29 protein-coding genes are annotated in these 25,559 nt (G+C 63.7%); 14 read left to right on the forward strand and 15 right to left on the reverse strand.

Annotated elements, in window-relative coordinates; translation table 11 throughout:
• Positions 1-16: 16 nt before the first annotated feature.
• The 3 genes from AC5ZG5_RS27170 to poxB all read left to right on the forward strand — a co-directional run bounded on the left by AC5ZG5_RS27170 (position 17) and on the right by poxB (position 3,458).
• Positions 17-838: an ABC transporter ATP-binding protein gene (locus AC5ZG5_RS27170; protein ID WP_456644274.1), complete on the forward strand. Its 822-nt coding sequence runs from the start codon at positions 17-19 to the stop codon at positions 836-838.
• Positions 835-1,602, forward strand: coding sequence for an ABC transporter permease (locus AC5ZG5_RS27175; protein WP_456644273.1), 768 nt, complete (start codon positions 835-837; stop codon positions 1,600-1,602). The genes AC5ZG5_RS27170 and AC5ZG5_RS27175 overlap by 4 nt, the downstream gene beginning before the upstream one ends.
• A gap of 128 nt (positions 1,603-1,730) precedes the next feature.
• Positions 1,731-3,458: a ubiquinone-dependent pyruvate dehydrogenase gene (poxB, locus tag AC5ZG5_RS27180; protein ID WP_456644272.1), complete on the forward strand. Its 1,728-nt coding sequence runs from the start codon at positions 1,731-1,733 to the stop codon at positions 3,456-3,458.
• A 134-nt stretch (positions 3,459-3,592) separates the two neighbouring features.
• On the opposite strand, the gene AC5ZG5_RS27185 is transcribed toward poxB, so the two are convergent.
• Positions 3,593-4,804 carry a threonine ammonia-lyase gene (locus AC5ZG5_RS27185; RefSeq protein ID WP_456644271.1) on the reverse strand — a complete coding sequence of 404 codons (1,212 nt, stop codon included), beginning with the start codon at positions 4,802-4,804 and terminating at the stop codon, positions 3,593-3,595.
• An 80-nt stretch (positions 4,805-4,884) separates the two neighbouring features.
• Between AC5ZG5_RS27185 and AC5ZG5_RS27190 the strand changes: the two genes are divergently transcribed.
• Complete coding sequence (locus AC5ZG5_RS27190; RefSeq protein WP_456644270.1) at positions 4,885-5,397, forward strand: DUF1697 domain-containing protein; 513 nt, start codon at positions 4,885-4,887, stop codon at positions 5,395-5,397.
• Positions 5,398-5,425: 28 nt separating this feature from the next.
• Here AC5ZG5_RS27190 and AC5ZG5_RS27195 read toward each other — a convergent pair whose 3' ends face one another.
• From AC5ZG5_RS27195 to AC5ZG5_RS27240, 10 genes are all read right to left on the reverse strand, one after another.
• Positions 5,426-5,584 carry a hypothetical protein gene (locus tag AC5ZG5_RS27195; RefSeq protein ID WP_165435197.1) on the reverse strand — a complete coding sequence of 53 codons (159 nt, stop codon included), beginning with the start codon at positions 5,582-5,584 and terminating at the stop codon, positions 5,426-5,428.
• A 188-nt stretch (positions 5,585-5,772) separates the two neighbouring features.
• Positions 5,773-6,495 carry a di-trans,poly-cis-decaprenylcistransferase gene (locus AC5ZG5_RS27200; protein WP_456644269.1) on the reverse strand — a complete coding sequence of 241 codons (723 nt, stop codon included), beginning with the start codon at positions 6,493-6,495 and terminating at the stop codon, positions 5,773-5,775.
• Between the two features lie 33 nt (positions 6,496-6,528).
• Positions 6,529-6,909 carry a transcriptional regulator gene (locus tag AC5ZG5_RS27205; protein ID WP_456644268.1) on the reverse strand — a complete coding sequence of 127 codons (381 nt, stop codon included), beginning with the start codon at positions 6,907-6,909 and terminating at the stop codon, positions 6,529-6,531.
• Entirely contained in the window at positions 6,896-7,513 is a 618-nt protein-coding gene (locus AC5ZG5_RS27210) for a hypothetical protein (RefSeq protein WP_130225789.1), read from the reverse strand. Before AC5ZG5_RS27210 ends, AC5ZG5_RS27205 begins: the two co-directional genes overlap by 14 nt.
• A gap of 122 nt (positions 7,514-7,635) precedes the next feature.
• The gene (locus AC5ZG5_RS27215; RefSeq protein WP_130225788.1) at positions 7,636-7,995 is read right to left on the reverse strand and encodes a DUF1428 domain-containing protein; all 360 of its coding nucleotides are present in this window, start codon (positions 7,993-7,995) and stop codon (positions 7,636-7,638) included.
• Positions 7,996-8,100: 105 nt separating this feature from the next.
• Positions 8,101-8,838, reverse strand: coding sequence for a DUF899 domain-containing protein (locus AC5ZG5_RS27220; RefSeq protein ID WP_130225787.1), 738 nt, complete (start codon positions 8,836-8,838; stop codon positions 8,101-8,103).
• 21 nt (positions 8,839-8,859) lie between these two features.
• Positions 8,860-9,204, reverse strand: a complete 345-nt coding sequence (locus AC5ZG5_RS27225) for an SRPBCC family protein (protein ID WP_245474701.1) — start codon at positions 9,202-9,204, stop codon at positions 8,860-8,862.
• Positions 9,204-9,650: an ArsR/SmtB family transcription factor gene (locus AC5ZG5_RS27230; protein ID WP_456644267.1), complete on the reverse strand. Its 447-nt coding sequence runs from the start codon at positions 9,648-9,650 to the stop codon at positions 9,204-9,206. Before AC5ZG5_RS27230 ends, AC5ZG5_RS27225 begins: the two co-directional genes overlap by 1 nt.
• Positions 9,651-9,969: 319 nt before the next feature.
• Complete coding sequence (locus AC5ZG5_RS27235; protein ID WP_456644266.1) at positions 9,970-10,245, reverse strand: DUF3551 domain-containing protein; 276 nt, start codon at positions 10,243-10,245, stop codon at positions 9,970-9,972.
• A 122-nt stretch (positions 10,246-10,367) separates the two neighbouring features.
• Positions 10,368-11,342, reverse strand: coding sequence for a Bug family tripartite tricarboxylate transporter substrate binding protein (locus AC5ZG5_RS27240; protein ID WP_456644265.1), 975 nt, complete (start codon positions 11,340-11,342; stop codon positions 10,368-10,370).
• A gap of 137 nt (positions 11,343-11,479) precedes the next feature.
• Here AC5ZG5_RS27240 and AC5ZG5_RS27245 point away from each other — a divergent pair, with 137 nt between their 5' ends.
• Together AC5ZG5_RS27245 and AC5ZG5_RS27250 are read left to right on the forward strand one after the other, a co-directional pair.
• The gene (locus AC5ZG5_RS27245) at positions 11,480-11,899 is read left to right on the forward strand and encodes a VOC family protein (protein WP_456644264.1); all 420 of its coding nucleotides are present in this window, start codon (positions 11,480-11,482) and stop codon (positions 11,897-11,899) included.
• 219 nt (positions 11,900-12,118) lie between these two features.
• The gene (locus tag AC5ZG5_RS27250; protein WP_456644263.1) at positions 12,119-13,693 is read left to right on the forward strand and encodes an AMP-binding protein; all 1,575 of its coding nucleotides are present in this window, start codon (positions 12,119-12,121) and stop codon (positions 13,691-13,693) included.
• A 173-nt stretch (positions 13,694-13,866) separates the two neighbouring features.
• Here AC5ZG5_RS27250 and AC5ZG5_RS27255 read toward each other — a convergent pair whose 3' ends face one another.
• Positions 13,867-14,964, reverse strand: a complete 1,098-nt coding sequence (locus tag AC5ZG5_RS27255) for an HD-GYP domain-containing protein (protein WP_456644262.1) — start codon at positions 14,962-14,964, stop codon at positions 13,867-13,869.
• 211 nt (positions 14,965-15,175) lie between these two features.
• Here AC5ZG5_RS27255 and AC5ZG5_RS27260 point away from each other — a divergent pair, with 211 nt between their 5' ends.
• The 3 genes from AC5ZG5_RS27260 to AC5ZG5_RS27270 all read left to right on the forward strand — a co-directional run bounded on the left by AC5ZG5_RS27260 (position 15,176) and on the right by AC5ZG5_RS27270 (position 17,141).
• On the forward strand, positions 15,176-15,964 hold the full coding sequence (locus AC5ZG5_RS27260; RefSeq protein WP_456644261.1) for an alpha/beta fold hydrolase: 789 nt from the start codon (positions 15,176-15,178) through the stop codon (positions 15,962-15,964).
• Entirely contained in the window at positions 15,961-16,317 is a 357-nt protein-coding gene (locus tag AC5ZG5_RS27265) for a hypothetical protein (RefSeq protein WP_456644260.1), read from the forward strand. Before AC5ZG5_RS27260 ends, AC5ZG5_RS27265 begins: the two co-directional genes overlap by 4 nt.
• A 152-nt stretch (positions 16,318-16,469) precedes the next feature.
• Entirely contained in the window at positions 16,470-17,141 is a 672-nt protein-coding gene (locus tag AC5ZG5_RS27270; protein WP_456644259.1) for a dienelactone hydrolase family protein, read from the forward strand.
• Positions 17,142-17,283: 142 nt separating this feature from the next.
• Here AC5ZG5_RS27270 and AC5ZG5_RS27275 read toward each other — a convergent pair whose 3' ends face one another.
• The 3 genes from AC5ZG5_RS27275 to AC5ZG5_RS27285 all read right to left on the reverse strand — a co-directional run bounded on the left by AC5ZG5_RS27275 (position 17,284) and on the right by AC5ZG5_RS27285 (position 19,228).
• Positions 17,284-17,967 (reverse strand): polysaccharide biosynthesis/export family protein, encoded by a 684-nt coding sequence (locus tag AC5ZG5_RS27275; protein WP_456644258.1) that lies wholly within the window; start codon positions 17,965-17,967, stop codon positions 17,284-17,286.
• Between the two features lie 155 nt (positions 17,968-18,122).
• A complete protein-coding gene (gene msrA, locus AC5ZG5_RS27280) occupies positions 18,123-18,779 on the reverse strand; it encodes a peptide-methionine (S)-S-oxide reductase MsrA (RefSeq protein ID WP_456644257.1) in 657 nt (218 codons plus the stop codon).
• A gap of 131 nt (positions 18,780-18,910) precedes the next feature.
• Positions 18,911-19,228: a hypothetical protein gene (locus tag AC5ZG5_RS27285; RefSeq protein ID WP_028162523.1), complete on the reverse strand. Its 318-nt coding sequence runs from the start codon at positions 19,226-19,228 to the stop codon at positions 18,911-18,913.
• A gap of 357 nt (positions 19,229-19,585) precedes the next feature.
• Here AC5ZG5_RS27285 and rpsT point away from each other — a divergent pair, with 357 nt between their 5' ends.
• The 5 genes from rpsT to recF all read left to right on the forward strand — a co-directional run bounded on the left by rpsT (position 19,586) and on the right by recF (position 25,559).
• A complete protein-coding gene (rpsT, locus tag AC5ZG5_RS27290) occupies positions 19,586-19,852 on the forward strand; it encodes a 30S ribosomal protein S20 (RefSeq protein WP_456644256.1) in 267 nt (88 codons plus the stop codon).
• Between the two features lie 1,213 nt (positions 19,853-21,065).
• Positions 21,066-22,496: a chromosomal replication initiator protein DnaA gene (dnaA, locus tag AC5ZG5_RS27295; RefSeq protein WP_208823488.1), complete on the forward strand. Its 1,431-nt coding sequence runs from the start codon at positions 21,066-21,068 to the stop codon at positions 22,494-22,496.
• Positions 22,497-22,767: 271 nt separating this feature from the next.
• The gene (gene dnaN / locus AC5ZG5_RS27300; RefSeq protein WP_456644255.1) at positions 22,768-23,886 is read left to right on the forward strand and encodes a DNA polymerase III subunit beta; all 1,119 of its coding nucleotides are present in this window, start codon (positions 22,768-22,770) and stop codon (positions 23,884-23,886) included.
• A 149-nt stretch (positions 23,887-24,035) separates the two neighbouring features.
• Positions 24,036-24,341, forward strand: coding sequence for an endonuclease domain-containing protein (locus AC5ZG5_RS27305; RefSeq protein ID WP_130229517.1), 306 nt, complete (start codon positions 24,036-24,038; stop codon positions 24,339-24,341).
• Positions 24,342-24,419: 78 nt separating this feature from the next.
• A complete protein-coding gene (gene recF, locus AC5ZG5_RS27310) occupies positions 24,420-25,559 on the forward strand; it encodes a DNA replication/repair protein RecF (protein ID WP_456644254.1) in 1,140 nt (379 codons plus the stop codon).

A 25,559-nucleotide genomic window follows, 5' to 3' on the forward strand; every position in this document is an offset into this window, starting at 1 on the left:
TGTGCGATAGCCCTGCATGACCAGCACGACCGCAAGCGTGGCGAGCGGGCTGGCCAGCGGCTTCGACGAGTCGCGCCGGACGGCGCCGCATGTCACGATCCGCGGGCTTTCCAAGCGTTATCCCGACGCTGTCATCTACGACGCCTTCGATTTCGATATTCCGCGCGGCAAGCTCATTTCCGTGTTCGGACCAAACGGCTGCGGCAAGAGCACGCTGATCAACATGATCGCAGGGCTCGTGCCCGCTGATAGCGGCGAGGTGCTGTTCGACGGGCGGCCGCTCAGTCGCGTCAAGTTCGGCTATGTGTTCCAGAACTATCGCGAGGCCCTGTTTCCGTGGCTGCCGGCCTTCGACAACATCGCCTATCCGCTGAAGCTGATGGGCGTGCCGAAGGCGGAACGCAGGCTGCGCGTGGAGCGGCTGGTGGCGCATCTCGGCGTCAAGATCGACCTTGCGCTCTATCCCTACTACCTCTCCGGCGGACAGCAGCAGCTCGTCTCGATCATGCGCGCGCTGATCGTCGAGCCGGAGGTCCTGTTCCTCGACGAACCATTCTCCGCGCTCGATTACGAGATGACGCTGTTCATGCGCGAGCAGTTGCAGCGCGTGTTCATGGAGACCAAGACGACGACGGTCCTGGTGTCGCACGACCTCGAAGAGGCCGTATATCTCTCCGACCATGTACTGCTGCTGTCGCGCCATCCGGCGCGGGTGGTCGAGTTCGTGCCCTATGACGCGCCGCGGCCGCGCACGGACAAGACGATGTCAGAGCCTTCCTTCGTCGCCACCAAGGCGCACTGCCTGAAGCTGTTCCAGCACGAGGTGCGCCGCGGATGACGGGACGCCAGCAAATCGCGAGGGCGTTGCTGCCGTTGGTTGGCGTTGCGATGCTGCTCGCCGTCTGGACGCTGGTGAACGGACTGAAGCTGGTCGATCCCGTGCTGCTGCCCTCGCCCGCCGAGACGTTCAGGACCTTGTGGGAAGGCATGACCAGCGGCAAGCTCGGCGTCGACTTCGTCAAGACGGTGGCGCGGACGATCTCCTCCACCGCAATTGCGGCCGTCATCGCCATTCCGCTCGGCATCCTGCTCGGCTCCTCGGAGAAGCTCTATCGCTCGGTGGAGTTCCTGATCGACTTCTTCCGTTCGACGCCCGCCTCCGCGATGTTTCCACTGTTCCTGGTGCTGTTCGGCGTCGGCGACCGCACCAAGATTTCCGTGGCCGCGTTCGGCGCCGGCCTCGTCATCCTGTTCAACGTCGCCTACGGCGTCATGAACGCGCGGAAGACGCGCCTGCTTGCCGCCAAGGTGATGGGCGCATCGCGCACGCGCGTGCTGTTCGACGTGATGCTCTTGGAATCGCTGCCGCAGACCTTCGTCGGCTTGCGCAGCGGCGTGTCGCTTGCGCTCGTCATCATCGTGGTCGCCGAGATGTTCATCGGCTCGACCGACGGGCTCGGCCAGCGCGTATTCGAAGCGCAGCAATTGTTCGACATGCCCGGCATGTATGCGGCGATCTTTGCCGCCGGCGCGCTCGGCTACGCGCTCAATCTCTTGTTTCTATTGATCGAACGCCGCTTCGTGCACTGGGCCGGCCGCTAGCAGCGGCGCTTTCCGGCCTCAGGACGAGGTCGTGCGAACCCGAAATATCCCAGTCGGCCGAATGGCCTATCTTCTAGGCCGCCGGACGCATGCCCCGATCGAAACCTTGATTCCCCAGGGAGAACCTCATGGCCCGCACCGTTGCCGACCAGATGGTCGAGACCTTTGCCGCAGCCGGCGTGAAACGCATTTACGGCATTGTCGGTGACAGCTTGAACGGATTCACTGACGCACTGCGCCGCCACGGCGGCGTTGAATGGCTGCATGTGCGCCATGAGGAAGTCGCGGCCTTCGCCGCCGGCGCCGAGGCGCACATCACCGGCGAACTCGCGGTCTGCGCCGGAAGCTGCGGCCCTGGCAATCTGCATCTGATCAACGGCCTGTTCGACTGCCATCGTTCGCGTGTGCCGGTAGTGGCAATCGCCGCGCATATCCCTTCGCCCGAGATCGGCTCGGGCTTTTTCCAGGAGACGCATCCGGAGCATCTGTTCAAGGAATGCTCGACCTATTGCGAATTGGTGTCGAGCGCCGAACAGATGCCCCGCGCGATCGAGATCGCCGTGCGGCGTGCGATCGGCGAACGTTGCGTCAGCGTCATCGTGATTCCCGGCGATATCGCGCTCAAGCCAGCCACCGGCACCTCGGCCTCGGCATCGACAGGGCTGGTGCTGTCTCAGCCGGAGGTGGCGCCATCCGATGCCGCACTCAAGCAGCTCGCCGACCTCCTGAACCAGTCGGAGCGCGTCACGCTGCTCTGCGGCAGCGGCTGCGCCGGCGCGCATGACGAATTGATGCAGCTCGCGGAAGCGCTGAAATCGCCGATCGTCCACGCCATGCGCGGCAAGGAACATGTCGAGTGGGACAATCCTTACGACGTCGGCATGACTGGCCTCATCGGGTTTTCCTCCGGCTATCACGCCATGGAAAACTGCGACACGCTGCTGATGCTCGGCACCGACTTCCCCTATCGGCAATTCTATCCGAAGGGCGCGCGGATCGCGCAGGTCGACGTCAGGCCCGACGCGATCGGCCGGCGCGTGCCGGTCGAGCTCGGCGTCATCGGACAGGTCGGCCCGACATTGCGCGCGCTATTGCCGCGGCTGACGGCCAAGGATGATCGGCGGTTTCTCGACGGTGCGCGCAAGCATTATGCCGAAGCGCGCCGCGGCCTCGACGAGCTCGCCTCCGGCCGCAAGGGCGGCACGCTGCATCCGCAACAGATCGCGCGTGTCGCAAGCCAGCTCGCCAGTGAGGACGCGATCTTCACCTGCGACGTCGGCCTGCCGACAGTCTGGGCGGCGCGCTATCTCGCGATGAACGGCAAGCGCCGCCTGATCGGCTCGTTCTGGCACGGCTCGATGGCCAACGCGATGGCACAGGCGATCGGCGCCCAAGCGGCCGCACCGGGACGCCAGGTCATCTCGCTTTCCGGCGATGGCGGCTTCACCATGCTGATGGGCGATCTCCTCAGCCTTTCCCAGCTCAAGCTGCCGGTTAAGGTGATCGTGTTCAACAATGGCGCGCTCGGCTTCATCGAGCTCGAGCAGAAATCCTCCGGCTTCCTTGATACCGGCACAGAGTTGAAGAACCCGAACTTTGCCGCCATGGCGGAGGCCACCGGCATCAAGGGTGTCCGCATCGAGGATCCGTCGGAGGTCGAGGGCAAGCTGGCCGAAGCCTTCGCGCATCCCGGACCCGTCGTGATCGACGCCGTCGTCAACCGCCTGGAACTCGCCATGCCGCCCAAGGTCACCACCGAAATGGCCAAGGGCTTCACGCTCTACATGGTGCAGGCAGTGCTGAACGGCCGCGCCGACGAGGTCGTCACGCTGGCGCGGACCAATCTCTTGCGGTGAGAGGCTCCCTCTCCCGCTTGCGGGAGAGGGCGGGTGAGGGTGTCTCCGCATCGGGACTCCCTGAGTGGAGAGAACCCTCACCCGGCGCTTCGCGCCGACCTCTCCCGCAGGCGGGAGAGGTGGGGTCACCGCCGCTACGTGCATCGCGCTGAGAAGCCTGACGTCGCGAGCTTGGCCAGCACATCGTCCAGATGCGCGCGGTCACGGGTTTCGATCACGAGCTCGAGCAGCGTCGCCTTGGCCGGGAGCGCCGAGAAGGTGCGCTGGTGCGAGACTTCGATGATATTCGCACCGGCTTCGGCGAGCAGCGCCGAGACCGCGGCGAGCTGGCCGGGTCGGTCGACGATGTCGAGCGTGAGCTGCGTCAACCGTCCCTCGCGCGCGAGCTCGCGCGTCAGCACCGAGGCGATCAGGCGCGTGTCGATGTTTCCGCCGGTCAGGACCAGGCCGACCTTCTGCCCCGCGAAGCGCTGCGGCGCGGCCAATACCGCCGCGAGGCCCACGGCACCGGCCCCTTCGACGACCGTTTTCTCGATCGAGATCAGCATCGATACCGCGCGCTCGATCTGATCTTCCGTGACCAGCAGGATGTCGTCGACCAGTTCGCGCACGATCTTGGTCGTGATCTGGCCCGGCGACTTGACCGCAATGCCCTCGGCAAGGGTGTCGCCGCGCATCGGCAGATGCTCGTTCCTGACCGCGTTGTGCATCGACGGGTAGAGCTGGGCCTGGACGCCGATGATCTTCAAACCGGGCTTGAGCGATTTGGCTGCGATCGCGATGCCCGAGATCAACCCGCCGCCGCCGATCGGCACGACGAGCACATCCAGATCCGGCACGGATGCCAGCATCTCCAGTGCAATCGTGCCCTGGCCAGCCATGATCAGCGGATCGTCATAGGGATGGACAAAGGTCATGCCGCGTGTCTCGCAAAGCTTGCGGGCAAACTGCGCGGCGTCCTCCAGCGTCGCGCCGGAGATGATGACTTCGGCGCCATGGCGCCGCGTATTCTCGATCTTCACCATCGGCGTGCCGATCGGCATCACGATCGTGGCGGGAATGCCGAGCCGCAAGGCGTGGTAGGCGACGCCCTGCGCATGATTGCCGGCCGACATCGCGATCACGCCGCGCTGTCGTTCCTCCGGGGACAAAGCTTGCAGGCGGTTCAACGCCCCGCGTTCCTTGAAGGAGGAGGTGAACTGCAAATTCTCGAATTTGAGCCAGATCTCGCAGCCGCAGATCTCGCTCAGCGTCCGGCTCTGGTTGCAGGCGGTGACGATGACGGAATCGCGGATGGTGGCCGCGGCGGCCCTGATATCGGCCAGGGTGATCGGAAGGTTTTTCAAGTTGACCTCGGTTTGTCCTGTAGCTCCTGTTGGCGCGCCTGTGGCATGCTCACGGCCTCCCTCCTTGGATACGGTCTGGAATGCCAACCTATATTGCCCTGCTCCGTGCCGTGAATGTAGGCGGAACCGGCAAGCTGCCAATGGCCGAGCTGAAAGCGATGTGCGTCGCCGAAGGATTTGCAAGCGTACAAACCTATATCGCCAGCGGCAATGTGGTGTTCGACAGCAAATTGCCCGCCGGGAAGGTGAAGGCTGCATTGGAGAAGCGGCTGCAGGCCTATGCGGGCAGCCCGATCGGCGTGGTGATCAGGACTGCGGAGGAGATGGCCGCGGTGCTGAAGGCCAATCCGTTCCCCAAGGCGCAGCCGAACTGGACGGTTGCGATCTTCCTCGACGAAGCGCCGCCGCCCGATGCGCTTGCCGCGATCAGGGGGCAGCAGGACGAGGACGTGCGCCTCGGCAAGCGCGAGATCTATGTCGCCTATCGCTCAGGCATGGGTCGCTCGAAGCTGAAGATACCGGCAGCCGCAAACGGCACCGCGCGGAACATCAATACGATCGCCAAGCTCGTGGAGCTCGCGTCGGGCAGTTAGAGCATCCCTGGGCGAAGTGGAGACCGGCTCAGGCGTCCTGGAGTGCGGCCTGGGCGTGCTCGCGCGGCCTCACCGGCTCGGCCCGCTCGACCACGTCGCAATTCTCACAATGCAGGACGGTACGAAAATGCTTGTCCAGCGCGACGGTCCGTTGCCGGCCGCATTGGCAGCGCATCTGCTTGTCCATGGGAATGACCCTGGTTGTACTGGTTCGCGGGAAGGTCAGTGCGCCTAGCTAGCCGCTAAGGGTTAACCTAGTGTGACGACGATGACGCAAATCAGGCGCGGCTTCGACAAGCCATCTTGCCGCGGCGCCGATTTTCCTGCGGTTCGAGGCCGACCTGGTCGCGGGCTCAATGGCGCCGAGGGCCAAGCTCAGAGGCTCGGCACTTCCTCCAGCGCGACCGCTTGCAAGCCGCCAAAGCGGCGTTCCCGGCCGTGGAAGGAGGCTAGCGCCTCGGCGAGATCGTCCCCGTCGAACTCCGGCCACATCCGATCGGTGAAGTGCAGCTCGGCGTAGGCGCCTTCCCACAGCATGAAATCGGACAGGCGCTTTTCGCCGCTGGTGCGGATGATGAGATCGACGTCGCGCAGATTCGGCTCGCCGGTGACGAGCTCTGAGAAGGCCTCGCGCGTGAGCTTGCCAAAGCCGGCGACCCGCGTCGCGGCGTTGAGGATGGCATCGCGGGCGGAGTAATCGATCGCGATGCGCAGATGCAGGGTGTCGCCATCGGCCGTTGCGTCTTCCGCACGGGCGATCGCAGCCGCAATGCCGTTGGGCAGACGATCGCGGCGGCCGATCACGGTGAGGCGGACGCCATTGCGCACCAGCGCCTGGATCTCGTTGGCGAGATAGAAGCGCAACAGGCCCATCAGCGCGGTGACCTCGGTCTTCGGCCTGCGCCAATTGTCGCTGGAGAAGGCATAGAGTGTCAGCGTGCCGATCCCCTGTTCGGGCGCTGCCTCGACGATGCGGCGGATCGCTTCGACCCCGGCCTCGTGGCCGCGCAGCCGCGACAACCCCCTCCGCGTCGCCCATCTTCCATTGCCGTCCATGATGATGCCGACGTGAAGTTTGGAGGAAAGATCACTTTGCATTACAAAGTCTCCGATCAAAAAAGGGAATCGTGATCAGGCCGGCAGGATGCCGAGCTGGGAAGGCGCGGCGCCCTCCTTGCCCGCGGCCTTGGCGGCGTCGCGCACCAGCCGTTCCAGCACAGCCAGATAGTCGAGGAAGCGGCGGCGGCCCGCCTTGGTGAGGCGGCAAGTGGTGTGCGGGCGATTGCCCTCATACCTCTTGGTGACTTCGACGAGTCCGGCTTCCTGCAACACCTGCAGATGACGGCTGAGATTGCCGTCGGTCAATCCGCAAAGCTGCTTGAGATCGGCGAACGCCAATCCCTTGGGATGCGTCATCAGCGAGGTCATCAGCCCGAGTCGCGCCTTCTCGTGGATCACGCGGTCGAGACCGTCATAGGAGAACGGCGCGGTGTTGGCTTCAATCTTCGACATCGTTTTCTCCGGTGGCGAAATACAACAGGGCAGCCATCAAAACCTGACCGACGACAAAGGGCAGGCCCATGGTCCAGGGCGACAACGCGTGGCTCTGGCTCGCGACCACCAGCACCGCAAAGCCCGAGAGGAAATACCAGGCGCCGGCAAAGGCGATGCTGCGCGGCAACGAGCGGACAGAAGCGAACACGCCGAGGCTCACCAGCACCTGCCACAGGCCGGGCAGCATCCACAGCGTTTCGGGCGCGAACTTCCACAACAGGATCGCGAGCAAGACGCCGGCGACGCCCGCGGGCAGGAACTGCTCGACCGCTTGCTGGATCATGGCGTCCGCGAGCCCGGAATGATGCCGGCGCGAGCGCGCCCGCATCTCGGTCCAGATCAGCGCGGCCGAAAGCAGCGCGGCGACGGTCCAGCCGCCAAAGAAGGTGAGCGGGTTCCCGGTCGGATTGTTGAGCCAGAGGAACTGCAGGATGGCTGTCAAGAACGCGACGCCGCCGGTGGCGGCCACGGTCGCCGGGCCATAGCCGCGGAACGCCGTGCCCGCCGCAATCTGGCTGCGGATGGCGAGGATATCGGCCAGGGCCTTGTCGAGGTCGCGCATCGGTTGTCCGAACTTTGCATTGCAAAGTATACCGAGTCGCAACACCGGCGCAAGTCGGCCAGCGGCCGACTGGGATCACTTCGGCCGTCTCCATGGAAACAGTTTGTGTAGCGCCAGCGCCGCTACACCTTCACCAGGCTCGCAAATCCGCCATAGATCATGCGCTTGCCGTCGAAGGGCATCGACTTTCCGTTCATCATGGGTTTGAGACGCTCATCCGCCATCACCTTGGCATTGATCTTGTCGCGCTGGGCACGCGATTTGTAGGTGATCCAGGCGAACACGACGGTTTCGCCGGGTTTCAGCTTGACGCTTTGCGGGAACGAGGTGAGCTTGCCGGGCTTGACGTCCTCGGCGACCCATTCGCGATAGTCCAGCGCGCCATGCTCGCGCCAGATCTTGCCGCACTTTCGCGACATCTGGGCATAGGCGGCGAGATTCTTCTTCGGGACGGCGACGATGAAGCCATCGACATAGGGCATGGGCGATTCCTGTTGTTGTTCCCGTCCTTGCGAGGCGCGAAGCAACGAAGCAATCCATTTCTCTGCTTGCGGTGGATTGCTTCGCAATGACGGTTTGTGGGTGCGTCAGCTATGGCAACAGGATGCCTGAAACGGCATCGGCTGGTATTGGTCACGGTGCCGCACCCAGTCCATCGGATAAGGCAGGCCCTCTTCATGCCGGCCGAGCGGCGTGAGATCGAGATAGTGGTAGGCCGCATTCATCATGTCGGTACCTCGGGCAAAACACGAATAGGTGTGAAAGACGTTGCCGGTCTCGTCGCGGTAGAACACGCTGATGCCAGGCGCCTCCTCGATACCAAAGCCGGACGTGCCGAAATTGTAGATCTTAGCGCCCGACTTCACTTCTTCCGGCGTGAACGACACCGCGAAATCATGGTTGAAGTCGCTGTTGGCCGAGGACAGCCAGTCGAACGTCCAGCCCATCCGTTTCCTGAACGCTTCCAGCTTCTCGAATGGCGCACGCGAGATTGCCACCAGCGTGGTGTCGCGCGCTGCAAGATGCGGGATCATGCGCTCGTATCCGTCGGCCCAGAACGAACAGCTCTTGCAGCCTTCGTCCCAATCGGGCCCGAACATGAAGTGCTGCACCACGAGTTGCGGCCTGCCCTTGAACAGGTCGGCGAGCGCTATCTTGCCGTTCGGGCCGTCGAACATGTAGGCCTTGTCGATCTTGACCCAGGGCAATGCCCGACGCTCCGCGCTGAGGGCATCGCGGGCACGGGTGAGCTCCTTTTCATGCGCCATATGGACCTTGCGGGCTTCAATCCACTCCTCCCGTGACACGACTTTGTGTGGCTGCATGGTGTCCTCCCTTGACAGTATTCAAGCGATGAAACTTTCCAGCTTGGTGAACAGCTCCGTCCATCCGCGCTCATGATTGTCGCGCGCGGTCTCGTCGACGAACTGCTCGTGATGGAAGGTCAGCAGCGTGCCGGCGCCATCTGACCTCAGCGATACCGTCACCAGCGACTCGCGCTCGGGCGTCGAATGCCAGGCCCAGGTGAACACCAATCGCTCGTTTGGCACGACATCGCGATAGACGCCGCCGACTTCGTGATATTCGCCGTCGTTGCCGGTGAAACTGATGCGGTAGCGCCCGCCGGCGCGAACGTCGAGCTCAGCCCGCACCGAGCCGGGCTTCACATTCGCCGGCCCGAACCACTGCACTAGGTTTTCCGGTTCGGTCCACGCGGCGTAGACTTTTTCCGGCCGCGCACGGAGGCGGCGCGTGAGGGTGAGGCCGGGGCGCGCGGCGGGGCCGGAGCTGGCGGTGCTGATGGCCATGGGTCTTCCTCCACGAAGGCGGCAAGGCGATCGAAATTGTCGGACCAGAAGCGCACATAGCGATTGAGCCAGTCCATCGCCTGCTCCATCGGGCGCGCGGTCAGCCGGCACGCCACCGTGCGGCCGGTCTTCTCCCGCGTGATCAGGCCGGCATCCGACAACACGTCGAGATGCTTCATGATCGCGGGCAGCGACATCTGAAATGGCTGCGCGAGCTCGCTCACGGACAAGTCGTCCTTCTCGCCAAGCCGTGCCAGAAGCGCACGGCGGGTGGGATCGGAAAGCGCCGCGAAAGTGCGGTCCAGCGTCTCGTCGAGATACTTAACCATATGGTTTAGTATAGACGCGATCGATCACGAGTCAATGGCGCGTATCGCGAGAACATTCACGAAAATTTGGCGCGCAAGAGAAGGGGACAGAAGCGACTAGCGCGCGCCGTTCTTTCCTTCTCCCCTTGTGGGAGAAGGTGGCGCGCATGCAATGCGCGACGGATGAGGGGTTGTCTCCGCGGGCGACGGTGATTGTGGAGACAACCCCTCACCCTAGCGGGTCTGTTGCTGACGCCGGCGCAGCCCTCTCCCACAAGGGGAGAGGGCACATCAACTCACGCCGCGAAGGCGCACCGCGTGAAGCGCGCCGTTCGCAAGCTCAGTTGTAATAATAATAGTCCCTATGCACGCGCCCGCGACGCGGCGGCTGCTGCTGACCGAAGGCGACGCGTGGATTGATGTTGCAATAGAGGTTGCGGCCGGACGCGCTCGCCATGCATTGCCCGTAGGTTTGATACGAGCAGTCGCCCGGAATGCCGAAGCCCCTGCCTTGGGCGCACCAGGGATAGTCATAGGCCGCGGCGGGAGCGGAGCCGGCGGTGACACCCGCCCCGACGGCCATCACGGCCAGCACTGCCAACATCAGTTTGCGCATCGTCGTTCTCCTTCGCCTGGGCCAAGCTGACCATTGCCCCGCATCTGCGTAGTCGCATCGCCGGCGTCAAGGTTCAGAACGCGATTGCCGCAGGAAGGTTCTGGCTGGTGCGCGCTTGTGTCCTATTCCACCTTGAGCCCGGCGCCCTCGACGACTTTCCTCCACTTTTCGGTCTCGGCGACGATCTCCGCGCCGAACGCCTCCGGCGTCTGGATGCGCGGCTCGCCGCCCAGTTCAATCAAACGTGTTTTCATCGCCGGCTCGGCCATCACAGCGTTGATCTCGCTGTTGAGCTTGGCGATGATCTCCTTCGGTGTGTTCTTTGGCGCGCCCATGCCGAACAAGGCGCTCGCCTCATAGCCCTTCACGGTCTCGCTGATGGCCTGCACGTCGGGCAGTTGCGATGAACGCTCCGCCGTGGTGACGCCGAGCGCCCGCAATGAGCCGGAGCGGATATGCTGGATGACCGAGGGCATGTTGTCGAAGATCACGTGCACTTGACCGGCAAGGAGGTCGGTGATGGCCGGCGCCGCGCCGCGATAGGGCACGTGCTGCATCTTGGCGCCGCTCATCGCCATGAACATCTCGCCGGAGAGATGTACCGAAGTGCCATTGCCTGATGAGGCCATGTTCACCTTGCCGGGATTGGCCTTCACATATGCGATGAACTCGGCGACGTTTTTGGCCGGGACATCCTTGTTGACGGTCATCACGTTCGGCACCCGCTGGAACGAGGCGACCGGCGCGATGTCGCGAACGAAATTGAACTTCAAATTCGCATACAGCGTGGCGTTGATGTAGTTCGCGGGATTGACCAGCAGCACGGTGTAGCCGTCCGGCTCGGCGTTGATCGCCGCCTCCGTGCCGATATTGTTGCCGGCGCCGGGCTTGTTCTCGACCACGAATTGCTGTCCGAGCTTTTCCGACAGCCGCTGCCCGATCAGGCGCGCGAGGATATCGGTGGCGCCGCCCGGCGGATAGCCCACGATCCAGCGGACCGGCCGAGCCGGATAGTCCGCCGCTGCCGAAGCGCGGCCGATCGCAAATGTCGAAATCCCGGAACCGATCAGGCCAAGCGCAGTACGGCGTGAAATCATGTAGTTTCCTCCGATATGGCCGGGTTCACACTCCGGTCCGTTTCTATTGAATTAGTGACGGCGCGCGTTGTAACAAACTACGCACTGGACAGCCAGTGCGCGGCCTGCGCGCTGGACCGCGACGAAAGGATGAGGCCATGGCCGTCAAGGTGAACGCGCTCGACCATCTCGTGATCAACGTGTCCGACGTGGCGCGATCCACCGAATGGTACAGCAGGATCCTCGGCATGGAGGTCAAGGTGTTCGATCCCGGCGAAGGCAAGGCGCCACGGACATCGCTGGAGTTCGGCAACCAGAAGATCAATGTGCGGCCGCGCGATGCCTCCAAGATCGAGTGGTTCACGGCCGACCACGAGACGCCCGGCAGCGAGGACCTCTGCTTCCTCACCTCCAGCACGCCCGATCAGGTGGTCGCGCATCTGAAGGCCAACGGCGTCAGGATCGAGGAAGGCCCGGTGCCCAGGCATGGCGCGCGCGGCATGCTGCGCTCGGTCTATTGCCGCGATCCCGACGGCAGCCTGATCGAGATTTCGTCGTATGAGGATGGCGGCAAGTAAGCGCGAAGTAAGCGCACCTTTCCGAGCACGCCCTCAGTCGTCATGCCCGGGCTTGACCCGGGCATCCACGTCTTGCTTGCCGCGGTTTCGTGGATGGCCGGGTCAAGCCCGGCCATGACGGGAGAAATAGCGCGATTTGATCGCGCCGGAATCCAGTGGCAAAACTGTCCTCCGAACAAGCACGACGAAAGCAGCCGGCAAGGTTGCACGGGAGGAAGCATGACCAATTCACAGGCAGCACCTGGGATCGTGGGACCGTTCGCAGGCCTCGACGTGCCGTGGCTGCTTCGGATGCGCGCCGAGGTCCGGCGCGATCACCCGTTTCTGATCTGGGCGCCGTTCGAGGCGCCGGCGCGAAAATGGACCTATGGCGAATTTCACGAGCGCGTCGGCGCGCTGGCCGCAGGACTTGCGAGACGCGGCATCAGGCCCGGCGAATATGTGCTGATCCATCTCGACAATTGCATCGAGGCGATGCTTGCCTGGTTCGCCTGCGTCGAACTTGGCGCGATCGCGGTCACCACCAACACGCGCTCGGCCGCCGCCGAGATGGAATATTTCGCCGGGCATTGCGGCGCGGTCGCCGCCATCACCCAGCCGGCCTACGCGGAACTGATCGCGGCCAATTGCCGCGAGCTGCGCTGGATCGCCGTGATCTCGCATAACGCCGGCGCCGCGCCGGCACAGGCCACCTCACGTAGCGACAGTTTTGAAGCGCTGTTCGCCGACAGCGCCGACCGGCCGCGCCGCGCCACCGACCCGCTCGCCCCCTGCAGCGTGCAATACACGTCCGGCACGACATCGCGCCCGAAGGCGGTGTTGTGGACCCATGCCAATGCGCTGTGGGGCGCCAAGGTCAATGCCGCGCACGAAGACCTGCATGCCGGCGATGTGCACCAGACCTACCTGCCACTGTTCCACACCAATGCGCTGGCCTATTCGATGCTGGCGACGCTCTGGGTCGGTGCCTCCTGTGTGATCCAGCCGCGCTTTTCCGCAAGCCGGTTCTGGGGCGTCGCGCTGGAGCATGGCTGCACCTGGACCTCGACCATCCCATTCTGCATGAAGGCGCTGGTGGAGCACGAGATCCCGAAGAACCACAAGTTCCGGCTCTGGGGCACGGCCGTGTGCGAGCCGCCGGCCTTTGCCGCGTTCGGCGTCAGGACCATCGGCTGGTGGGGCATGACGGAGACCATCACCCACGGCATCGTCGGCGAGGTCGACCAGCCGAACGCGCCGATGTCGATCGGCCGCGCGGCGAGCGAATACTCGATCCGGATCACCAATGATGACGGCTCGGCGACGGAAGTCGGCGGCACCGGCAATCTCTCGATCAAGGGCATTCCCGGATTGTCGCTGTTCAAGGAATATCTGCACAACGAAAAGGCTACCCAGGAAAGCTTCGACGAGCACGGCTATTTCCTGACCGGCGACCGCGTCACGTTGCTCGAACACGGCTTCGTCAAGTTCGGCGACCGCGCCAAGGACATGCTGAAGGTCGGCGGCGAGAACGTCGCGGCGTCCGAGATCGAACAGGTGATCGCGGTGGTCGCAGGCGTGCGCGAGGCGGCGGTGGTTGCAAAGAAGCACCCGATGCTCGAGGAGGTGCCGGTGGTCTTCATCATTCCGCAAGGCGGCGTCGCACCCGCAGGCCTGCACGACGATGTCATGGCCGCCTGCCGCAACGCGCTCGCCGACTTCAAGGTGCCGCGCGAAATCCGCTTCGTCGACGACATGCCGCGCTCGACGCTGGAGAAGGTCGCGAAGGCGGAATTGCGCAAGCTGCTGGAGTGACACGCGGACGCGTCATTTCCGGAGCTACGCCTCTCCACGTCATTGCGAGCGAAGCGAAGCAATCCATGGTGCCGCTTGCGGAAGCATGGATCGCTTCGTCGTGGAGCCTGTCATCGGGCCCGCCAGAGGCGGGACCCGTTGGCTCCTCGCAATCACGGGCGGCGCAGTCCGAATCAATAATGCCCGAACGCGACCGGGCGGAACGCCTGCAGCAATTGCTGGTCGAGCTTGGCGCCCATATCTTCCATGATCGCGAACGCCTTGGCGTGGGTGAACTGCAGCCGGTAGGCGCGCCTCTCCACCAGCGCGGCATAGATATCGACGATGGTGGTGACCCGCACGATGTCGCTGATCTGGCCGCCGTGGAGGCCATTCGGATAGCCGGAGCCGTCCAGCATCTCGTGATGGTGCAGCACCACGTCGAGCATTTCAGGCGGAAAGCCGCCTTGGACCATGAGCGCCTCGTAGCCGCGCCGCGGATGCTCGCGCATCTCGGCCATCTCGTCCGCGGTCAATTCGGTCGGCTTGTCCAGGATCGAGGTCGGGATGAACGCCTTGCCGACATCGTGCAAGAGCGCCGCGCGGGCGAGGCGGCGCTGGTCGTCCTCTCGCATGCCGAGGTGCTGCGCGAACGCCACCGCAAAGCCGGTCACGAACAGGCAATGACGATAGGTGTCGGTGTGATGGCAGCCGACCATGGTCAGCCATTCGCGCAAGGATGAGTGCTTGATCGCCTTCAGGATCTTGCGCTCGGCGGCGACGATGTCGCTGAATTGCAGGGGCACGCCGGCCGGCAGCTTTTCGAACATCTTGACCATGACCGCGTGCGCCGCCTCGACGCCGCGGTTCAGCGCCTTGCCGCGATCGGTTTCATCGTAGCCGTCGGCGTCCGGAAACGCGGCGCGAATGCGCTGCAACAGTCCGGCAGCGTCGAACGGACGCGAGATCGTGTCGGTGGCCCCGAGCGCCCAGGCCTGCATGGTCGCGTGGTGCAATGCATCCTGCAGCACGAACAGGCGCGGCATTTCGCGATAGGCTTCCGTCCTGAGCTTGTTGCGCACGAGTTGCACGCTCTCGGGCGAGCGCAGGTTGATGTCGACCACGATGCCCGAAAGATTATCCGCGGGCTTCTCGGGAATCTCCGCGGTCGAGATGGTATCGACCTCGCCGACGGACCGCAAAATCCTCGCCAGTTCGCTGCTCTGGTCGCCTCGATCCGACGCCAGCAACAGGCGGCGTCTTAGCGAAGTCTTGTTGGCTAACGCTGTCATGAAATCCTTGGGCGTTCGCAATGACGATCGACAAGCCAGGCTAGCGGAGAATGGGTTCCCTGCGGCTTAATAGGCGTGATGAACGGGGGTCTAGCGCCAATGCTAGAATTTTAACGATCGGGCCTTCCATTTCTGCATTTCCCACCCGCGAACGGATCGCGCTAGGATGATTGCGCAGCATCGCTGCGGAAAATCTGGTCGGGGAAACGCAATGCCGAAAATCAAGCGAGATGGGGTCGAGATTTATTACGAGGTCCATGGCGATGGCCCTCCCCTGCTTCTGACCCACGGCTATTCATCGACCTCCGCGATGTGGCAGGGCCAGGTCGGGGCGCTGTCGAAGCGCCACAGGCTGGTGCTGTGGGACATGCGCGGCCACGGCCAGTCGGACTATCCGAGCGATCCCGCGGCCTATAGCGAAGCCCTGACGGTCGCCGACATGGCCGCGCTGCTCGATACGGTCGGCGCGGAAAAGGCGATCGTCGGCGGGCTCTCGCTCGGCGGCTATATGTCGCTTGCATTCTATCGCGCCTACCCTGAGCGGGTGCGCGCGCTCCTGATCATCGACACCGGACCCGGCTTCAAGAAGGACGACGCCCGCGATGCCTGGAACAAGCGCGCTTACGACACCGCAGAGAAGTTCGAGCGCGAAGGCCTGGACCTTTTAAAGTCGTTCAGCCGTGAGCGCTCGACGGTAACGCACCGCGATGCCACTGGTCTTGCGCTTGCCGCCCGCGGCATGCTGACCCAGCGCGACGCGCGCGTGATCGAGTCGCTGCCCGAGATCAAGGTGCCGTCGCTGATCGTGGTCGGCGCCGACGACACGCCGTTCCTCGCCGCCTCCGACTACATGGCGGCCAAGATCCCCGGCACGCAGAAGATCGTGATCCCGGCCGCCGGCCACGCCGTCAATATCGATCAGCCGCAAGCCTTCATCGAGGCGGTGTTGCCGTTCCTCGATAGCCTCGAAGTCAAGTCGGAGCAGAAGGCTGCGTCATGAGGAGGATGACCGCGACACTGCTCGTGCTCGTGCTCGCCGCTGCCGCGGAACCGGCCTGCGCGCAACACCTGCCGCCATTTGGCGGTCCTGCTCCTGCGCCATCTTACTTCGTTACAACGCTGTCGAACACCGCGCCGCTGGTGTTCGGGATGGACGTGGAAGAAACGTCGCGCGCGCTCGGCACGCCCCTCACCTACCTCAAAGGACGTCCCGGCAATGAGATCTATCTCACCTTCCGTGACCTCGGCGGCAGCGGCCTGTTCCCGCACAAGGACCGGCTGTTTCTGCAGTTCCGCAAAGGACGACTCGCCGGCTGGAAAGCCGACTGGGGCCAGAACTGGATGTGGCGGTAGAGCATGATCCGGAAAAGTGGAAACCGGTTTTCCGAAAAGATCACGCTCAAACAAGAGATGAGATCATGATCCGATTCCGTAATCGGATCATGATCTACCCGCTGCTCTTTCGCGAACGGTAATTGCAACCCTCAAACGAGAAGGGATGACCCATGGGACATGATATCACGCTGACGGCTTCGGACGGCTTCAAGCTCGGTGGCTACCGCGCGGACCCGTCCGGCGCGCCAAAGGGCGCGATCGTGGTGATCCAGGAGATTTTTGGCGTCAACCACCACATCCGCTCGGTCTGCGACCGCCTCGCGCAGGAAGGCTATGTCGCGATCGCACCCTCGATCTTCGACCGCAGCGAGCCGAATTTCCAGAGCGGCTATTCCCCTGATGAAATCGCCGTTGCGCGAAAGTTCGTCGCCAATCCGGATTGGACGGCGATACTGCGCGACACGCAGGCTGCGATTGATGCCGTGAAGAGCGTCGGCCCGGTCGGCATCATCGGCTTCTGTCTCGGCGGCAGCGTCGCCTATGTCGCGGCGACCAAGCTGACGGGCCTGAAGGCAGCCGTCGGCTATTACGGCGGCGCCATCGTCCGCTTTGCCGACGACAAGCCGAAAATGCCGACGCAACTGCATTTCGGCGAGAAGGACAGCGGCATTCCTTTGACCGATGTGGAGACCATCAAGGCCAAGCGACCCGAGGTCGAGATCCACATCTATCCCGGCGCGCAGCACGGCTTTCACTGCGACGAACGGGCGAGCTACGACAAGGCCAGCGCCGACATCGCCTGGCCGCGCAGCCTGGCGTTCTTCGCGAAGCATTTGAAATAGCGCACTCTCTCCACCGTCATTCCGGGGCACGCGCAGCGTGAGCCCGGAATCCATCGGGCCGCAGGCGCCGGCGGCGAAATGGATTCCGGGCTCGATGCTTCGCATCGCCCCGGAATGACGAGTGGAGAGAGTGTCGCCTAGCCTAGAACCACCGCTCGCCGACGAACACCGTATCGCCGGGACTCATCGGCGTGCCGAGCGGCACGGTGTAGCGCCCCGAGCCGCCAGCGTCGGTATGCGTCAGCGTCACCACGTCGCGCTTGGCGCGCGGCGAGAAGCCGCCCGCAATCGCCACGGCGCTTTCGACGGTCATGTTGGGCACGTACGGATATTGTCCGGGCGCGGCGACTTCGCCCAGGATGAAGAACGGCCTGTACGCCTCGATCTCGACGGCGACCGAAGGCTCGCGGATATAGCCGCTGCGCAGCTTTGCCGCGATCTCGCCTGCGAGCCCCGACGTCGTCCTGCCGCGCGCGGGCACCTGCCCGATGAGCGGCATGGTGATCGAGCCGGCAGCATCGATCGCGTAGGTGTTGGTGAGCCCCTCCTGGCCGTAGACCACGACGCGCAGCCGGTCGCCGGCATCGAGATGATAGGCCGAGTCGTAGCGGACCGCAGCAACCGGCGCCGCCGCATAGGCCGCGCGGGGTGAAGCGGCAAAGGCGGAGCGAAGCGCGCCGACGGCGCCACCGCCGCTGCTGGCGACTGCGACCGGCGCAGGGGTGGCGGGCCCGCCATAAGCCATGGAGTCGAGATCGGCCGGCGCTGGAGCGACCGCGACCGGGCCGCTCGCGTGCATGCAGCCTGACAGCACGAGTGCAGTCATAACGGCAGTGATCGGCAATCGAAACGCGCGTGCAACCCGCACCCTGGCCATCCCTGAAAAGCGAGACAGCCTAGTCTTGCACCGGTTATGGTTAACAAATGGTTTGTTAGAGAGAACTCCCTCGCCCCGCTCTTGCGGGGCGAGGGAGAACGCGATCAGGCGGTGACGCCGACCCCGATCGGGCACGACACGCCGGTGCCGCCAAGGCCGCAATAGCCCGCCGGATTCTTGGCGAGATATTGCTGATGATAGTCTTCCGCGAAATAGAACTCGCCGGCCTTTGCGATCTCGGTGGTGATCGGACCGAGGCCCTTGGCCGAAAGCGCTTTCTGATAGGCGGCCTTCGAGGCCTCCGCGGCCTTCCGCTGCGCGTCGCCAAAGGTGTAGATCGCGGAGCGATATTGCGTGCCGACATCGTTGCCCTGACGCATGCCCTGCGTCGGGTTGTGATTTTCCCAGAATGTCTTCAGGAGTTGCTCGTAGGAGATCTTCTTCGGATCGAACACGACCAGCACCACTTCGGTGTGGCCGGTACGACCGGAGCAAACCTCCTCATAGGTCGGATTCGGCGTGTAGCCGCCGGCATAGCCAACGGCGGTCGTGTAGATGCCATCGCCGAGCTCCCAGAATTTGCGCTCGGCGCCCCAGAAGCAGCCGAGCCCGAACACCGCCTGCTCCAGACCTTCAGGATAAGGCGGCTGCAGCTTGCTGCCGTTGACGAAGTGGGTGGTGCCGGTCGGGATCGGCGTGGCGCGTCCCGGCAGCGCTTCGGCTGCACTCGGCAACGTGGTGGTCTTGCGCATGAACAACATGGATTACCTCCAGGCGGGCACATCGGCCTGAAGCCGAGAGCGGCTTCGGCCGGCTAGGCCCTCATATAGGTATTTACGCGCGATCTGGCAGCCCTGTTACGTCCCCACAACCCGAAGGAGCAAAGTTACGATCAATCGCGCGCGTAGCCGATCAGCGGCTTGCGCGGCCGGAACAGGATCATCAAGAGGATGCCGGCGACACCGAGCACGACGAAAACCGGCTGGTCGAGGATGATCTTGATCACGCTGTCCCAGAGGAAAGGCGCGGTGCGCTCGATCCAGGCACGGAAGGCCGCCTGGCTGGACTGGTGGATGTCGTTCCAGAACTGGCCGAAACGGGTGAAGCGCAGGGTCTGATCGGCGACGAAGCGGGCGCCGTCATAGACCATGAAAACAAATCCGCCGGCCAGGAGCAGCAGGCCGATTAACCGAAAAAACCCGCGGATCATGCCTCACCCTTAGTCCCTGTCCGCCCCAAGCGCGCCAAGGCCCATTAACGGCAGGAAGGGCGGAAATTCAACCTGTTCAGCACCTTGGCGGCCATTTTCTGCCGGTTTCGGCCCTCCGAACCGGGTGGAAAACGTTGACGCTGGGGGCCGGCCCCTCTATAAGACCGCGCAATGGCGGCGGGCGCAATCCTGCCGCCGCTGTTCTTTGGACGGGCGGCCGCCGGGACTTTTGCTTCTGGGCACGGCTCCCTCAAGAACACATCTCGACAACACAGCAGAGTAGATCACGCGATTTCAACGGCCGGCGCGCTCGAGCCCGACCAACAGAGCGACCAACGCCGAAGGACAATTGAGACCATGGCCAACACCACTTCCGCCAAGAAGGCGACCCGCAAGATTGCCCGCCGCACCATCATCAACAAGTCGCGCCGCACCCAGATGCGTGGTGCGGTTCGCACGGTCGAAGAAGCGATCAAGCGCGGCGACCGCGATGCAGCGCTGAAGGCGATGGCGCATGCCGAGCCCGAACTGATGAAGGCCGCACAGCGCAACATCGTTCACCGCAATACTGCGAGCCGCAAAGTCTCGCGCCTGACGCATCAGATCGCCAAGCTGGCGAAGTGAGCTGACGGAAAAACACTTTCGTCAAGGGCCCGGCTTTACGCCGGGCCTTTTTCTTTTGCGAAGCTTCGAACGACTGTGCTCCCGAAGTGACTCGCTGTTGCAGGACAGCGCGTGTGCCATATTCCGCGCGTCCGTAGTTTTACCGAACCTGCAGTTCTTGCTGCGCCTCACACGCGACGACGCGATTAAATACGCACGCGCGCGCCACATAATGGAATAGCACTAAACATTTCCTCGGCGAAAAGCCGCGAAGGGTTACCCTCCAAAAGCAATCGCGAAAAACTTCGTCTCGCTAATCACTTACCCACATAGCGAAGCCGACTTGTTTGAAAAATGGCGCCGCCGAGATGCTACGTAAATATTTTATGAACTTTTTTTTCCGTTACACCGCGCTTTGTGACACGCGCGAATCTGCGCGGTGATTCAAAAACTTGCTTTCCGGTTTCGCAATTGCAATGCCGCAACACCGGCGAAGACTCAACTCACGAGCCACAAACAACGGATTGTCAGAAATCGCGCTTGGTGTATTTGTTTATGCGTTCGCGGCGCCCACGGCTCTTAAGATCAGCGCGATCTTAGACCCACGGGCGGACGTGCAAATCGGCGGCGGTGTGCGCGTTAGCGACGCTTTCCAAGCGAAGCTGAGTTGGCAACTCATAGCAATATGAGAACGGTTGTTCTGTGTCTGGATTTCTCGATCGCAGCGTCCGCGCTGCGAGAGAGACGAACTGGGGAGACACGCAACAGCCGCAGCCTTAAGCAGCGGGGAACGCGGTGCCCGTGAATGGGTTGACAAGGACTGAACTACGCGGCGGCGCAGCACTGGACATTTCGATGTTTGGGAGCGGCACACTGAATTTGGACCACTTGCGAGCGGATTGCTCGCCGCGCGCAATCGCGGCGAGAGGGGGAGGCAGTATGATTTACGGAACCATCGCAGCATTCGAATTGCGCATTTCAGACAAGTCCGTATTCGACACCTTGAATTGCTCTTCCGCAAACAGCTCCACGCGAACTCCAGATACTCCTTCGAGTACGCGCTGACCTCGCGAACGCACGTCTGTTCCAGCACATAATCTGCCCTGCGGCGGTTTCGCCGAACGGGAGAGATGTGCCCGGAACAGAAGGCCTCGCTCGAGGTCGCGCCGTGGCAAGAAACATGCACGGCGCTTTCACAATCAACGGCACTACTCTTGAGAAAAGTCTTCAGGCAATGACAAACACGGAACAGGATCGCTGGTCGCGGGTGAAGGGACGGTTGCGGACGAGCGTAGGGGAGGATGTCTATACGAGCTGGTTTGCACGCATGGATCTTGAGGGCGTGCAGGACGAAAGCGTCCGCCTGTCGGTTCCGACCCGATTCCTGAAGAGCTGGATCCAGGCGCACTACGCCGATCGCGTGCTCTCCTGCTGGCAGGCCGAGATGCCGGAGGTGCATCGCATCGATCTGACCGTGCGCACGGCAGTGCGGCCTTCGGCCACGGTGAAGGAGATTCCCGCGCCGGCAGAAACGCGCCGCGTCGAGCGTCCGGAAGGACGGCCTTCTGTCGAACTGCGTTCGACCGCGACCGCGCCGGTATCGGCGAGCCACGATGCGCTCGGTGGTTCACCGCTCGATCCGCGGCTGACATTTGCGAGCTTCGTGGTCGGCCGCTCGAATACGCTCGCGCATGCGGCGGCGCGCCAGGTTGCGGAAGGTCGTCGCGGCGATCCCGTGATGTTCAACCCGCTCTACATCCATGCCGGCGTGGGGCTCGGTAAAACCCATCTTCTGCAGGCAGTGACCTGGGCCGGCAATTCCGGTGGCGAGCGCAAGGTGCTGTATCTCACCGCGGAAAAATTCATGTACGGGTTCGTCGCGGCGCTGAAGACGCAGACGGCGCTGGCGTTCAAGGAAGCGCTGCGCGGCATCGACGTGCTGGTGATTGACGACCTGCAATTCCTGCAAGGCAAATCGACTCAGGCCGAGTTCTGTCACACGCTGAATGCGCTGATCGATGCCGGCCGCCAGGTCGTGATCGCGGCCGATCGTCCGCCGTCCGATCTGGAAAGCCTCGACGATCGCGTGCGCTCGCGGCTTGCTGGCGGGCTCGTGGTCGAAATGGGATCGCTCGGCGAGGAGCTGCGCCTCGGCATCCTCAAATCGCGCGTGGCCGCGGCCCGCGTCCATCACGCAAGCTTCGACGTGCCGGACGAGGTGCTGGACTATCTGTCGCGCACCATCACCCATAATGGCCGCGACCTCGAGGGCGCGATCAACCGCCTGCTCGCGCACAGCAAGCTGAACAACCAGCCGGTGACGCTGGAGATGGCCGAGCGCGAGGTCCGCGATCTGATCCGCCCGCAGGAGCCGAAGCGCATCAAGATCGAGGACATCCAGCGCGTGGTCGCCCGGCAGTACAATGTCAGCCGTTCCGACCTCTTGTCCTCGCGCCGCACGGCGAACGTGGTGCGTCCGCGCCAGGTCGCGATGTACCTGGCCAAGACGCTGACGCTCCGCTCGCTGCCCGAGATCGGCCGGCGCTTCGGCGGGCGCGACCACACCACGGTGCTCCATGCCGTGCGCAAGATCGAAGCACTGGTCGCCAAGGACAACTCGCTCTCCGAAGAGGTCGAATCCCTGAAGCGCCAATTGCAGGAATGAATTCTTCCCTCCCGTCCCGTTTTCCGGGGCGGGAGGGACCTTTATGCCTGAAAACGTGGGGAACGGCGTCCCGCTCCCTTGCGCTCGCGCGTTATCCGCGCCACCTTGCGGTCCCCCCGACGGTTTGGTCAAATCCCATGGATTGATCGGCTTTCGGGCCTCAAACGCCGCGGCGCGCCCCATGGCCGCCCGGCCTTTCCATCTCAGAGCACGGTGGGTTACCGGTTTTCGGACAGACCATGCTCAACTCAGGGATCTGGCGGGTATTGCAATGAAGGTCACCGTCGAGCGCGCGCAACTCCTGAAGTCGCTCAGCCACGTGCATCGCGTGGTCGAACGTCGCAACACCATCCCGATCCTCGGCAATGTGCTGGTCCGCGCCGAAAATGCCAAACTCTCGCTGAAGGCGACCGACCTCGATCTCGAGGTGACGGAGACGCTGGCCGCGGAAACCGCCACCGCCGGCTCGACGACGGTGCCCGCCCACATGTTCTACGACATCGTGCGCAAGCTGCCCGACGGCTCCCAGATCGTGCTGGAGGCGGACGGCGACCGCTCGGTGCTGGCGATCCGGGCCGGCCGCTCGCGCTTCACCCTGCAAACGCTGCCGGAGAGCGATTTCCCGGATCTGGCCGCCGGCGACATGACGCATTCGTTCTCGCTTCCCGCCGCCGGCGTCAAGCGCCTGATCGACCGCACGCAGTTTGCGATCTCGACCGAAGAGACACGCTATTACCTCAACGGCATCTACCTACATTCGGCGGGCAGCGCCCAACAGGCGACGCTCCGCGGCGTCGCGACCGACGGCCATCGCCTGGCGCAGGTCGACCTGGTGCAGCCGAAGGGTGCCGCCGGCATGCCCGGCGTGATCGTGCCGCGCAAGACCGTCGGCGAAGTGCAGCGGCTGATCGAGGATACCGAGGCGGAAATCACCATCGAGCTCTCGCCGGGCAAGATCCGCTTCACGCTCGGCAATGTGGTGCTGACCTCGAAATTGATCGACGGCACCTTCCCCGATTACGGCCGCGTGATCCCGCAGAACAACGACAAGGAACTGGTGGTCGACAAGAAGGATTTTGAAGCCGCCGTCGACCGCGTCTCGACCATCTCCAGCGAGCGCGGCCGCGCGGTCAAGCTGTCGCTGTCGGCAGGCAAGCTCGTGCTGTCGGTGACAAACCCGGATTCCGGCAGCGCCACCGAGGAACTGGAGGTCGAATACGCCTCCGACGCACTCGATATCGGCTTCAACTCGCGCTATTTGCTCGACATCGCCGCCCAGATCGAGGGCGAAGTCGCAGTCCTGAAACTCGCCGATCCCGGCTCGCCGACGCTGGTGCAGGACAAGGACAACAAGAGCGCGCTGTACGTGCTGATGCCCATGCGGGTGTGACCTCGTCCCGCGAAACGCGCTCCGACGTACCCTCTCCCCTTGTGGGAGAGGGTGGCGCCTCACGAAGTGAGGCGCCGGGTGAGGGGTTCGCGCCGCAAACACCACACCATCGGCCGATCGCCAAGCGCATCCGCACCTTCGCGAAGAAGATGCGGCGGGAGCCGACCGATGCCGAAGCGAAGATGTGGCGATTGCTCCGCGATCGACGCCTTTCACACCTGAAGTTTCGTCGCCAAGTCCCGTTTCAGACCTATATTCTCGACTTCGTCTGTTTCGAGAAGCGCCTCGTCATCGAAATAGACGGCAGTCAGCACGCGTCATCGACACGAGATGCGGTGAGAGAAGCCGCCCTCATCGCGGAAGGCTTTCGTGTCGCACGTTACTGGAACAACGATGTGCTGCTGCAACCCGGCGCGATATTGGAGGACATTCTCGCAAAGCTTGCCGAGCTGTGAGATACCCCTCACCCGTCGCCTCGCTTCGCGAGGCGCCACCCTCTCCCACAAGGGGAGAGGGGAAGGACGACGAACGACATGACCCCTTCGCGCATCCATCGGCTGTCGCTGACGCATTTCCGCAATTATCGGGCGGCGAGCGTTTCGACGCGTGGTGACGTGGTGGTGCTGGTCGGGCCGAACGGTGCCGGCAAGACCAATTGCCTCGAGGCGATCTCGTTTCTGGCGCCGGGGCGGGGCCTGCGCCGCGCGACGCTGGAAGACGTCGCCGACAACCAGGGCGAAGGTTCCTGGGCGGTCTCCGCCGAGGTCGAGGGCGCGCTGGGACTGTCGACGCTCGGCACCGGGATCGAAGCGCCCGCGCAAGGGGGCGAGAGCGTCAGCCGGCGCTGCCGCATCGATCGCGAGCCGGTGGGTTCGGCCGCGGCCTTCGGCGACCATCTGCGCATGGTGTGGCTCACGCCTGCGATGGACGGCTTGTTCATGGGCGCGGCCTCCGAGCGACGGCGGTTCTTCGATCGGCTGGTGCTTGCGATCGACTCCGAGCATTCCAGCCGCGTCTCGGCGCTGGAGCGCTCGCTGCGCTCGCGCAATCGCCTCCTGGAAGTGCGCAATTATGACGACCACTGGTGCGGCGCGATCGAACGCGAGACCGCAGAGCTTGCGGTCGCGGTGGCGGCGACGCGCGGCCAGACCGCCGCAAGACTGTCGGCGATGCTGCGCGAGCGCGCGCAGGGCTCGGCGTTTCCTTCCGCCGAGATCGCGCTCGACGGCTGGATAGAGAATGCACTGCTCAGCGAGCCCGCAACGGCCGTCGAGGACCGCTACCGGGAGATCCTGCGCCTCAGCCGCGCGCGGGATGCCGCCGCCGGACGCACGCTCGACGGCCCGCATCTGACCGATCTGCAGGTCGTCTACGCGCCGAAGAACATGCCGGCACGCGACGCCTCCACCGGCGAGCAGAAGGCGCTTCTGATCGGGCTGGTGCTGGCACATGCGACATTGGTCGCCGAGATGACCGGCATCGTGCCGCTGCTGTTGCTCGACGAAGTGGTGGCGCATCTCGATCCGAACAGGCGCAAGGCGCTGTTCGACGAGTTGGCAAAGCTCGGCGCGCAGGTCTGGATGACCGGCGCCGATCCTGCCGCGTTCGTCGATATTGGGGCCAATGGCGAGATCTTCGACGTCGACGCAGGCCGCATCAGCCGCCGCGGCTGA

This window comes from Bradyrhizobium sp. Ses1, assembly GCF_059512365.1.